This window comes from Acidovorax sp. (assembly GCF_021287135.1).
Classification (GTDB): domain Bacteria; phylum Pseudomonadota; class Gammaproteobacteria; order Burkholderiales; family Burkholderiaceae_C; genus Acidovorax.
The window spans coordinates 69,452-80,142 of sequence record NZ_JAJTBB010000011.1; the positions used below are offsets into that span (position 1 = coordinate 69,452).

10 protein-coding genes and 1 pseudogene are annotated in these 10,691 nt (G+C 64.8%); 2 read left to right on the top strand and 9 right to left on the bottom strand.

From position 1 onward, the window contains the following. Positions 1-38: 38 nt before the first annotated feature. From LWW96_RS02620 to metE, 7 genes are all read right to left on the bottom strand, one after another. On the bottom strand, positions 39-863 hold the full coding sequence (locus LWW96_RS02620) for a glycosyltransferase family 2 protein (protein WP_291484106.1): 825 nt from the start codon (positions 861-863) through the stop codon (positions 39-41). Next, a complete protein-coding gene (locus LWW96_RS02625) occupies positions 863-1,219 on the bottom strand; it encodes an EamA family transporter (protein ID WP_291484107.1) in 357 nt (118 codons plus the stop codon). Before LWW96_RS02625 ends, LWW96_RS02620 begins: the two co-directional genes overlap by 1 nt. Continuing rightward, the gene (locus LWW96_RS02630) at positions 1,216-2,049 is read right to left on the bottom strand and encodes a sugar phosphate isomerase/epimerase family protein (RefSeq protein WP_291484108.1); all 834 of its coding nucleotides are present in this window, start codon (positions 2,047-2,049) and stop codon (positions 1,216-1,218) included. Before LWW96_RS02630 ends, LWW96_RS02625 begins: the two co-directional genes overlap by 4 nt. After that, positions 2,046-2,837: a pyridine nucleotide transhydrogenase gene (locus tag LWW96_RS02635; RefSeq protein WP_291484109.1), complete on the bottom strand. Its 792-nt coding sequence runs from the start codon at positions 2,835-2,837 to the stop codon at positions 2,046-2,048. Before LWW96_RS02635 ends, LWW96_RS02630 begins: the two co-directional genes overlap by 4 nt. Then, entirely contained in the window at positions 2,834-3,982 is a 1,149-nt protein-coding gene (locus tag LWW96_RS02640; RefSeq protein ID WP_291484110.1) for an FAD-dependent oxidoreductase, read from the bottom strand. Before LWW96_RS02640 ends, LWW96_RS02635 begins: the two co-directional genes overlap by 4 nt. Then, positions 3,979-5,007, bottom strand: a complete 1,029-nt coding sequence (locus tag LWW96_RS02645; protein WP_291484111.1) for a glycosyltransferase — start codon at positions 5,005-5,007, stop codon at positions 3,979-3,981. The genes LWW96_RS02640 and LWW96_RS02645 overlap by 4 nt, the downstream gene beginning before the upstream one ends. Positions 5,008-5,401: 394 nt before the next feature. Next, positions 5,402-7,780 carry a 5-methyltetrahydropteroyltriglutamate--homocysteine S-methyltransferase gene (gene metE / locus LWW96_RS02650; RefSeq protein WP_291484112.1) on the bottom strand — a complete coding sequence of 793 codons (2,379 nt, stop codon included), beginning with the start codon at positions 7,778-7,780 and terminating at the stop codon, positions 5,402-5,404. Positions 7,781-7,888: 108 nt separating this feature from the next. On the opposite strand from metE, the gene LWW96_RS02655 reads away from it, so the two are divergent. Continuing rightward, entirely contained in the window at positions 7,889-8,827 is a 939-nt protein-coding gene (locus tag LWW96_RS02655) for a LysR family transcriptional regulator (RefSeq protein ID WP_291484113.1), read from the top strand. Here the strand turns inward: LWW96_RS02655 and LWW96_RS02660 are convergent. Beyond that, positions 8,805-9,251 carry a nuclear transport factor 2 family protein gene (locus LWW96_RS02660; protein ID WP_291484114.1) on the bottom strand — a complete coding sequence of 149 codons (447 nt, stop codon included), beginning with the start codon at positions 9,249-9,251 and terminating at the stop codon, positions 8,805-8,807. The genes LWW96_RS02655 and LWW96_RS02660 overlap by 23 nt on opposite strands. A 105-nt stretch (positions 9,252-9,356) precedes the next feature. On the opposite strand from LWW96_RS02660, the gene LWW96_RS02665 reads away from it, so the two are divergent. Then, entirely contained in the window at positions 9,357-10,223 is an 867-nt protein-coding gene (locus LWW96_RS02665) for a LysR family transcriptional regulator (protein ID WP_291484115.1), read from the top strand. 218 nt (positions 10,224-10,441) lie between these two features. On the opposite strand, the pseudogene LWW96_RS02670 reads toward LWW96_RS02665, so the two are convergent. Further along, a pseudogene (locus LWW96_RS02670) lies at positions 10,442-10,691 on the bottom strand (5-dehydro-4-deoxyglucarate dehydratase); the annotation flags it as partial.

A 10,691-nucleotide genomic window follows, 5' to 3' on the forward strand; every position in this document is an offset into this window, starting at 1 on the left:
GGGCCGCGCAGGATGAGGGCGGGATGACGGCCATGCCGTCACGCTCCCAAAATCCGGGGGTCGTACTTGCCCGTGCAGGCCCGGAACAGTGTCATCAAAACCGCAAGATTGCCCTTAAAGCTGCTGATCTTTGTAGGCACCTCGCCCTGCGGGTATTTTCGGGAGGTGGGCAATTCCACGCACCGGTAGCCCAGCTTGGGGGCGCGGTACGAAAGGTACGCCAAAAGCTCATACGCTACGAACACATCCCGGAACGGCGCGATCTGCGGATCCAGCAGCATCCGCCGGCTGTAGGCGCGAAATCCTTGCGTGGTGTCTGTCCAGGAAAAGCCGGAGGCCAAGCTGAGGCAGGGCGCATGAATCCAGCGAATCGCGAAGTCGCGCGATGCCGGCGTGTTTTCCGCGATGCCGCCTGGGACAAAGCGCGAGGCCTGGACAAAATCCACCCCTTCCTGCAACGCTGCAATGAACCGGGGGATGGCTTCGGGGTCGTCCTTGTCGTTGCCGTCGATGGTGACAATGCCTTCGTAGCCTTGGTCCAAGGCGAACGCGTACGCGCACCGCAGTTGCGCGCTGAGTTTTCCGGCGCCGGTCTTGACCAGCAAGCCGCGCACGCCGAGGCCCTGCAGCCGGCCGGTGTCGGTGGACCCGTCCTGGCTGCCGCCATCCACGATCAGGATGTCGGCCCTATTGGAAATGCCGTGCTGCGCCATGCGCTGCAGAAGCCGCGCCAGCCGTTCTCCCTCGTTGATGACCGGGATGACGACGCACCAAGGGTGCGCGCGCTCCTTCCACAGCGGGAGGTCAAAACTCGGTACTTGCCAGGTCGTCCGCAGCGCTGCGGGAATCGGTTCGGAAGCCATCACCACACCTTTGCTGAAATAAGGGCCACGCCGGCAATGACCAGGACGATGCCGGTGATGGTCGTCCAATGAAACGGCTCGTTGAAGACCAGCGTGGAAAGCACGGCCACCGTGGCCACTGCGCCGCACGTGAGGATGGGGTGCGCCACGTTCAGGGGCAGGCGGGCCAGCGCGGCTGCATAGAACAGCAAGGCGCCGCCGTACAGCAGCAGACCCAGCCAGAACGGCCAGTTGGCCAAGGCCGCCTGCGGATCGGCAGGCGAGGGAAAACGCCGTGGCGGTGTCATGGCGATCTTGATCAAGACGCTGGCCCAGGCGTTGGATGCAATGCCCAGGATGAGGATCAGCCACTTCATGCCACAGCCTTTCGTTCCGCACGGTAGTGCGCGTTGGCGAACCGTAGCGCACGGTCCACCGCATCCAGCGGCGGCTCCGCCGTCGTCGCCAGCATCTCGATAGTCGCGACATGGTGGGGCAGGGCGGCCGCCATGGCGCGGTGCAATGCGCCATGGTCCACGCCCTTGTCGCCCAGGGGGACGAGGTCGGGCTCGCTGAGGTGGATGTGGCCCACCAGAGAGCCATGGGCCGCCAGCACGTCGCCAATGGCCTCGCCGTTGATGGTGAGGGCCCCGGTGTCGAGCTGCATGCGGATGGCGGGATGGGCCACGGCCTCCACCACGCGCGCCGTCTCGGCGCTGGTCGTCATGAAGTTGGCGCCATAGCAGGGCGGGTTGGGCTCCAGGCACACCACCACGCCATGCCGCTGCGCCACGTCGCCCAACTGCGTGAAGAACGCAACGGCGTCCGCGTGCGCTTGCGCATCGGTCAACCCGGTGCGATCGCGGTTCCTGGGCGATCCAAAGACCAGGCGGGTTGCACCCAACTGCCCCCCGATGCGGCAGACCGCGTCGAGATGCGTCAGCAGGGCTTGCTGTGTCGGCTCAGGGGCAAACACGTTCAGACCGCTCGTGCCAAACAGCAAGGCTTGCATGCCCGTGATCTCGATGCCCCGTTGCGCCCACCACTGCCGAACGCGGTGGACATCTTCCGTGCGCGCCTCCAGGGGCCGGGGAAAGTACTTGCCGGGCGCGATGTCGATGGCATCCACCCCGTGGCGCGCCAGCAGCGCGGCGACGGCTTCGTCATCGCTCGGGTCCCAGGCGATGTTCGAGATCGAGAGCCTCATGCTCCCGCCTCCGGCGCAAGGGTCCGAGGCTCCCACTGCGCGTATGAACGGATGGCCTGGATGGTTTCGCGCTGGCTGTACTGGTAGGCGCCCTGGCCGCCAAAGACCTCGGCGTGGAGCGTCTGCATGTCATAGACCGCGGGAGCGCGGTTTTCAAGTGTTTGGGTGAACGTTCGGCCAAAACCCTCCTGGGCGACCTGCGCCACGGTGATGGGCGCTGCTGTCAGGTGGACCAGCTTCAATCGCGCCTTCAATGCGGTGGTGATGTCGGCCCACAGGTTGACCATGGGGTAGAACTGGAAAGAGCCCCGGCTTTCGATGGCGTGCAACTGGTTGGCGTTGTGCAAGTCAAAGATGACGTTTTTGCGCAGGCCCGGGCCGACCAGGCCGGGCAGCCGGACGATCAAATGGTTGGCAAAGCGCTCCTGCACAAATTGCTCCAGGTAGCGCCGGTGCAGGCCGTAGGCGTGCAGACCCGCCTCCGGCACCGGGGAATCCTCCCGCACGCCGATGGGTTGCTGGAACACGTCCACGGTGCTGATCAGCACGAACGTGCGGCACTGCATGGCGCCCAGATGGGCCATCAATTGCTGGATTTTTTCCAGATCCGCCTGGGGATCCTTGTTGGCGATCCATTTCTGCGCGGGCGCGCCGGCGCAGACCACGGTGTCGAAGTCGCGCCCGGCAATCTCTTGAATATTGGTGGAGCGAAAGGTCGCTTCAAACGGCGTTTGCCTCAGCAAAACGCTGCCGACGAAGCCTGAATGCCCAATGAGCGCATTGTTCATACGTTATACGGTTGCTTGATGGGTAAATTCTCTGTGTCCAGCTTCTGCAGGACATCGTAGATATTGTCGATTTTTCCACCGAGGATGGAGTAGCAGCCGGGCAATTCCTCGTGCTTTTCCCACAGAATGGGGCGCCCATCATCCCCTTCATTCTTCTGAAGCACGGTTTTGACCTCAAAAAGGGATTCCACATATTCCATGTCCCGGGCAGACGGGATGTACCTTGCGACGTCACGCAGCATCCGGTCAAAACGCGTCTCCTGCGGGTATGCGGAAAGCCGGGTGTAGGGATTGACGCCTCTTGCATCCATCCAATACGCATGGGGCGTGTACCGCACGTGCGACAGCGTGTGCAGGCCGCGGGCGGGAAACGGCATCATGGAGAAAAAGGGCCCATCCATCACCGTGATGCCCAGTTCTGCCAGCGGTGGCGGCATGCGCACCAGGGCCATCTCGGTAATTTCCTGCTTCAGGCCGGTTTTGACGCCGGGGAAATCGCCTTCCAGCTGGTTGATGCCGCTGTAAGTGCAATTGAAGACGTAGGTGCTCTCCACAGCTTGCAGCGTGCCATCGGCACGTTGCACGGACACGCGAATCCTGCCGTCGGCTGCGGCATGCAGCGCTTTGGCGCAGGTTTCGAACCACACCTCCACGCCGGTGTCCCGCAATTCCCGGGCGGCCTGCTCTGCGAGCATTCTTGCGTTGAACGCGTACTCCTGTACCAGGAAGACCTCTTCGATCAAGCGGGGCTCGAACAGCTTCTGCAGCGTTGCGTCCGCACGCTGGATGGTGGCGCCAATATCGCGGCAGAAGCGTTCGAACTGCCGCGCGGTGACCTTGGAGTTGCGGCGAGCAATCGCGTACAGCTTGGTGAAGTCCTGGGTGATGGCCTGCGGCCAGTCTCGCACGAACTGCGGCAGGTTCACGCGGCTGCGAAATGCCGTGGTGAAGCTGCGCGGATAGTGGTAGCCGTTGTGGACCCGCGCCTGGTTGTGGTAGGACGCCCTCGCCAGAAGGCTGGGCTCCCGCTCCAGCAGCAGCACCCGCCGCAAACCGCGCTGGCCCGCCAGGTAGATGGCAATCGCCGCGCCGTAGAAACCGCCGCCAATCACCGTGGCGTCAAAAATCTGGTGCGGCGACGTCATGCCACCGGTTCGGATTGGGGGGCCGCACGCGGGGTGCGCGCGGCCGGCACGACTTCCTCAAGGTTGAGTTTGTTTTGCCGGGTCATGTGGGTACTGGTGAACTCCTGCACCACGTGGTAAAGCGGCCCGTCCGTGGAGGCTTTCACGACGTGAACGATGTACTCGCCAAGGACCAGGAGCACCAGCGACAGCAGAAAGAACATGCCCGACTGCTGCAGCGACAAGCTGATCCAGCCGGGCGCCACGTTGGTCTTGAAGATGCCAATGGCCACGACATACAGGGAATAGACCAGATTGGCGGCAGCGCCGAAAAGGCACAGAAAAGTCACTGCCCGCAAGGGGGCCTGGGTGGTGGATACGAGCAGGCGCAGGCCGCGGTGGATGCTCTCCCCCAGCTTTTTGACCTGCGGTGTCTGGGGGCGGCTGCGGTATTCCAGATTGGCCCGTTCAAAACCGCCCGTCGCCGGCAGATGCCGGTAGGTCAAGGCGGGCTGGGGATGTTGCAGGATAAAGTTGATGACCCGCTTGCTCAAAACCCGGTATTGCGGGGCCTCTTTTTCGAGGTGAATGCCACTGAATAGCTTGTAAAGCTGCAAAAAAGCGTGGTAGGCAACGGTGTAGGCAATGCTCTGCGGGGTTTTTTCCACGTTCTTTGCAAAGACCACTTCTGCGCCGTTGCTGGTCTGAGCAAGCATCTGCGGCAGAAAGGAAATGTCGTCCTTCAATGGGTCCAGGACCGCCACATAATCCCCCAGGGCATTTTCAAGCCCCACCCAGGAAGCAGTATCGGCATCTACTTCCTTGATAAGGGAATAGACCTGCACGTTGGGATTGGAGTCCTGGGTTACCAGCTGGCGCAGGCGCGCAAGGCTGCCGTCCGTGGAAGCGTTATCTACGATGATCAATTCATAGTCGCACACCAGCGAACGCAACTGGGCCGTGGCCGATGCCAAGAAGCTTTCGATGCGCTCTTCCTGGTTGCGCAGCACATAAACGACAGACAGAAAAATCGGATAAAAATTCATCAAAATCTCCAAATAGGCCGAACCCGCTTGGAGTGATTGCAGAAAATCTTGGCCGCATCAGCGCGGCGGGAAGAGGGGGAGCCGGGCGTCAGTTCCTCGGAAAATGTCACGACCACTGACGTTGCCGAGCCCATTGCGACAGTATCCTGGTTGCCCGGAACCCGACAGTGACAGCAATGACCCGTTGAGGTGGAGAGGCTCCGATGGTCAACTGTTTTGCTGCCACCGGGAGCCATGCTACCGCACCAAGCGGCAGCTTTGGTCAACAGACAATTCAACTCATTTTGCGAACGCGCGAATTGTTAAGTGAATCTGAAGCCGCGTCAATCAATTCTGTAATAATATTAACTTTCAAAATTTACACAAAATAACAAATATTTTGCGAGTCGCGCTGTCACTCCTGGCGCACCAATGCGGCTGCCTGCACCATATTTCGCAGCGCAGCTTCCGTCTCCGGCCAGCCCCGGGTCTTGAGGCCGCAGTCGGGGTTGACCCACAGGTGCTCCACCCGCACCACCTCGGCCGCTTTCTTCAACAGCGCCACCATTTCGGCCACGGTGGGCACGCGGGGGGAGTGGATGTCGTACACCCCGGGGCCGATCTCGTTCGGGTAGCGGTAGTGGGCCGTTCCGCCCGCAGCGGTGGCACCGAACGCCTGCAGCAATTCCATGTCCGACCGGCTGGTTTCAATGGTGATCACATCCGCATCCATGGCCGCGATGGCGGGCAGGATGTCGTTGAACTCGCTGTAGCACATGTGGGTGTGGATCTGCGTGTCGTTGCGCACGCCGCTGGCACTGATGCGGAAGGCGCGCGTGGCGCGATCCAAATAGCTCTTCCACCCTGCGCGCCGCAGCGGCAGCCCTTCGCGGATGGCGGGTTCGTCGATCTGGATGATGGCGATGCCGGCGGCCTCCAGGTCGCACACCTCGTCGCGGATGGCCCAGGCGATCTGGTCGGCCGTGGTGGCGCGGGGCTGGTCGTCGCGCACAAAGCTCCACTGCAGGATGGTGATGGGGCCGGTGAGCATGCCCTTCATGGGCCGGGGGGTCAGGCGCTGCGCGTATTGCGTCCAGGCCACCGTCATCGGGGCGGGGCGGGCCACGTCGCCGTAGATGATGGGCGGCTTCACGCAGCGCGAGCCGTAGCTTTGCACCCAGCCGTGGGCGGTGAAGGCAAAGCCGTCCAGCTGCTCGCCGAAGTACTCGACCATGTCGTTGCGCTCGGCCTCGCCGTGCACCAGCACGTCAATGCCCAGCGCTTCCTGTTTGCGCACGGCCAGTTGGATTTCCGCTTCCATCTTCTGCTGGTAGTGGGCGCCATCCAGCGCGCCGCGCTTGAAGGCGGCGCGGGCTGCGCGAATCTCAGCCGTCTGCGGGAACGAGCCGATGGTGGTGGTGGGCAGCAGCGGCAGATTCAGCCGCGCGCGCTGGGCCTTTTGCCGCGCGGGGAAGGCGCTGGCGCGCTGGTCGGCACCGGGGGCGGCGGTGGCAATGCGGGCGGCCACGGTGGCGCGATGCACGCGCGGGCTGGCGCGGCGGGCCGCCAGGGCGGTGCGGGCGGCGCGCAGTTCATCGTCCACTGCGGCTTCGCCGTGGGCCAGAGCGACGGAGAGCACGCGCAGCTCATCCAGCTTTTCCACTGCAAACGCCAGCCAGGACTTCACCTCGGCGTCCAACTGCGTTTCGGCCTGCAGGCTGAACGGCACATGCAGCAGCGAGCACGAGGGCGCCAGCCACAACTCGCCCTGGTGCTTGTCGGCCACCGGGCGCAGCTTTTGCAGTGCTGCATCCAGGTCGGTGCGCCAGATGTTGCAGCCGTCCACCATGCCCACCGACAGCACCTTGTGGGAAGGCAGCCAGTCGGCCACACCTACCAGTTCCTCGGGTGCGCGCACGGCGTCCACATGCAGGCCGGCCACAGGCAGCTGGCAGGCCAGGCGCAGGTTTTCGGCCAGGGGCGAGAAGTAGGTGGCCAGCAGCAGCTGGGGGGCGCTGCGGGCCAACTGCCAATACGTCGGCTCGAACGCATGGCGCCACGCATCGGGCAGGTCCAGGCCCAGGATGGGCTCGTCAATCTGCACCCATTCCACGCCCTGGGCCTTCAGGCGCGCCAACACCGCTTCGTACACGGGGAGCAGCTGTTCCAGCAGGCTGAAGCGGTCAAAGCCCGCCGTTTTGGATTTGCCCAGCCACAGAAAGCTCAGCGGCCCCAGCAAGACGGCCTTGACGCGGTGGCCCAGCGCCTGGGCCTCGGCCACCTCGGCAAACAGGCGCTCGCTGGCCAGATGGAACTGCGTGTGGGCGCTGAACTCGGGCACGAGGTAGTGGTAGTTGGTGTCAAACCACTTGGTCATCTCCAGCGCGGGCTGGCCTGCGGTGGGGTGCTGGGCGGTGCACCCGGCGCTGCAGCCGTGGTGGTTTTCGGCGGGGGCCGACACGCCCCGCGCCATCGCAAAATAGCGGGCCAGCTCGGGCGTGTGGGCGTCAAAGCCAAAGCGCGCAGGCTCGCAGCCCAGCCACTGGATGTGGTTGGCCACGTGGTCATACAGCGCAAAGTCGCCCACGGTCACAAAACCCAGCCCTGCATCGGCCTGGGCCTGCCAGTGCCGCTGGCGCAACTGGGCCGCGGTGGCCTGCAGTTCGGCCTCGGTGCTGTCGCCGCGCCAGAAGGATTCGAGCGCGAATTTCAACTCGCGCTGTGCCCCCATGCGCGGAAAGCCCAGGGTGTGGGTGAGCACGGGGCGGCGGGTGGTAGGAGCGGCAAGCGACATGGTGATTTCCTTCTTCTGAATGGAGCAATGCAATGAAGGCACCAATGGTCGCGCGCGCTCGTATATTATTCAAACGAAAGTTTTTGTCGATCAACTTGAAAATTAATAATGATCCAGTCGATTCTGGAAGTGCGCCATCTGCGCACGCTGGTGGCCCTGCGCGACAGCGGCAGCCTGGTGCGGGCCGCGCAGTTGCTCAACCTCACGCAGTCGGCGCTGTCGCACCAGATCAAGCTGCTGGAAGAGCGCTACGGCCAGCCGCTGTTTGAGCGCAAGTCCGTGCCGCCGCAGTTCACCGCCGTGGGGGAACGCCTGCTGGCGTTGGCCGATGCCGTGCTGCCGCAGGTGGAGGGGGCCGAGCGCGACATCGCCCGCCTGGTGCTGGGCCAGGGCGGGCAGATGCGCATTGCGGTGGAATGCCACACCTGCTTTGACTGGCTGATGCCCGCGATGGACGCCTTCCGCACCCGCTGGCCCGAGGTGGAGTTGGACATCGTCAGTGGCTTCCACGCCGACCCGGTGGGCCTGCTGCACCAGGGCCGGGCCGATGTGGCCATCGTGTCGGAGGTGGATGCGGACGAAGCAGGGGTGGATTACCACGCGCTGTTTGGCTTCGAGATCCGCGCGCTGCTGGCCAACACGCACCCGCTGGTGGCCAAGCCGCACCTGGTGGCGCAGGACTTTGCGGACCAGACCATCATTACCTACCCCGTGCCCGACGAAATGCTGGACCTGATTCGCCAGGTGCTGGAGCCCGCCGGCGTGCGCCCCCCGCGCCGCACGACCGAACTGACGGTGGCCCTGCTGCAGCTGGTGGCCAGCGGGCGCGGCGTGGCAGCCCTGCCGCTGTGGGCGGTGCAGAGCTACCTGGACCGGGGATATGTGACGGCCCGGCCTATTGCAGTCGGGCCTGGCGACAAAGGCCTGCGCGGCGAGCTGCACGCCGCCTGCCTGCCCAGCCTGTCGGCCAGGCCGTATCTGCAGGACTTTGTGCAGGTGACGCGCGAGACCAGTTTTGTCACGCTCAAGGGCGTGGAATTGTTGTGACCGGCTCCGGCGCGTACTTGTCGCCCACTTCCTCGCGCAGCGGGTGCGTGTCGTAGACGATGTTCATGTCGCGGATGCGGGTGCTGCCCGCGTCGAACGTGAACACATCCACGCAGGTGAACGCCACCTCGCGGCCATCGCTCAAGGTCCAGTCGTAGCGGAAGTAGGCGGCGACCCGCACAGCGCCGCCGTTGTCTGGTGGGGCGGAAACGAACAGATCCAGCACGGTGATCACGCTGCGGCTGGAGGCCTGCGCGAGCTTTTTGAAAAAGTCGCTCGCGCGCATCGTGCCCAGGAAGGGGGAGTGCACCACGCCATCGTCCTCAAAGCAGGCAATCAGCCCTTCCGTGTGGCTGGCATGCAGGTGGGCGAGGTAGGTGCGGACGGTGTCGAGCGGCGTGGATGGGGGCTGGGTGTGGGCCATGGTGGGAGCGGGCGGCAAGCCGCGGGAAGGTGGAGAGGCGCCCAGCTTCGCCGCCAGAGTGCCGCGGCGCAAGGGACAATGGCGCGTCATACATAAAAGCTGCTTATGTATTTGCGCTATCTGCACTACCTCCAATCCGTCATCGACCAGGGCTCGTTTGCGCGTGCGGCCGAGGTCTGCGGAGTGTCGCAGCCTGCCATCAGCCAGGGGCTCAAGGCATTGCAGGCGCAGGTCGGCGCGCCACTGCTGGTGCGCCAGGGTCGCCGCCAGATGCCTACCGAACTCGCCCGCCGCCTTGCGGCCGAGGGCGGCCCGCTGGCGCAGCGTGTGGGGGCGCTGGCGCAGAGGGGGCCGGCGACAGGCAGCCGGGCGGTACTGCGCGTGGGGTTGACGGCGTCGGCAGCGCTGGTGTGCGGCCCGCTCTTGTACGAGGCCTGGTGCCTGCCCCAGCCCCGGCGCGTGCTGGAGATGAGCACGGCCGACGAGGGCAGCTTGCTCTCGGGGCTGCTACGGGACACCTTCCATGCCGTCATCGCGCCGCGGCCGCGGCGGTTTGAGCACCCGGACGTCGTGCAGTGGCCGCTGTACGCGCTGCAACCCCAGGTCTATGGGCGGCGGCGCCACCCGCTGGCCCAGGCTCGCTCGCTGGCGCAGCTGGCTGGCGCGGCCTGGGCCTGCGTGGGCCCCAGCGTGCAAGGCCCGGTGGACGTGCTGACCGAGGCCCATCGCGTGCGGCGCATGCCCGCGCCCCGCATGGCCGTGCGCTGCCCGGACTTTGCCAGCCTGGCCCATCTGGTGGCCCGGTCTGATCTGCTGGCGGTCGTGCCGCACCCGGTGCTGCTGGGCGCGTCCGCCGACAGCGTCGTGCCCCTGCGGCTGGCTGAAGCGCTGCCGCTGTACAGCATGTGGCTTTTCGAGCGCAAAGGTGCCACGCCCCGCTTGGGCCCCGAAGTGTTCGCCGGGCGGGTGTGAGGCGGGCGCTGTCCCGCTGCAGGTTCTGTGGACGCTGGCGCGGGGAGAAGCGTTTGCTATGGTATTGATAGCTTGTAGCGCTTTCTGGATAAGCGCTGGAGGCCAATTTTGCTAGATATCAGGACACGTCGGTGCCCACCAGCCCGCCGGTGCGGCAGTGTGCAAAGGGCAGGGATGCCTGGAAAACCCAGGCGCTCCCAGCCTCCCGGGCGCCGCGGCTACTGCGGTCCGAGCTTGTCGATCAGCGCCTTGAGCGCCTCCATCTCCTGCGGCTTGAGGTCCACCAGCGGCGCGCGCACCGGCCCCCCGTCACGCCCCACGATGCGGGCGCCGGCCTTGATGATGGACACGCCGTAGCCCTCCACCCGGTTGCGGATGGCCAGGTACGGCATGAAGAACTCCTTGAGCAGCCGGTGCTGCGTGGCCATGTCGTCGGCCGCCACGGCCCGGTAGAACTCCATCGCCGTG

Bases quoted from the DNA above. Each gene is read 5' to 3' on its own strand.
- LWW96_RS02630 (WP_291484108.1), bottom strand. From the start codon at position 2,049: ATGAGGCTCTCGATCTCGAACATCGCCTGGGACCCGAGCGATGACGAA.
- LWW96_RS02620 (WP_291484106.1), bottom strand. From the start codon at position 863: ATGGCTTCCGAACCGATTCCCGCAGCGCTGCGGACGACCTGGCAAGTA.
- LWW96_RS02660 (WP_291484114.1), bottom strand. From the start codon at position 9,251: ATGGCCCACACCCAGCCCCCATCCACGCCGCTCGACACCGTCCGCACC.
- LWW96_RS02655 (WP_291484113.1), top strand. From the start codon at position 7,889: ATGATCCAGTCGATTCTGGAAGTGCGCCATCTGCGCACGCTGGTGGCC.
- LWW96_RS02635 (WP_291484109.1), bottom strand. From the start codon at position 2,837: ATGAACAATGCGCTCATTGGGCATTCAGGCTTCGTCGGCAGCGTTTTG.
- LWW96_RS02640 (WP_291484110.1), bottom strand. From the start codon at position 3,982: ATGACGTCGCCGCACCAGATTTTTGACGCCACGGTGATTGGCGGCGGT.
- LWW96_RS02665 (WP_291484115.1), top strand. From the start codon at position 9,357: ATGTATTTGCGCTATCTGCACTACCTCCAATCCGTCATCGACCAGGGC.
- LWW96_RS02625 (WP_291484107.1), bottom strand. From the start codon at position 1,219: ATGAAGTGGCTGATCCTCATCCTGGGCATTGCATCCAACGCCTGGGCC.
- metE (WP_291484112.1), bottom strand. From the start codon at position 7,780: ATGTCGCTTGCCGCTCCTACCACCCGCCGCCCCGTGCTCACCCACACC.
- LWW96_RS02645 (WP_291484111.1), bottom strand. From the start codon at position 5,007: ATGAATTTTTATCCGATTTTTCTGTCTGTCGTTTATGTGCTGCGCAAC.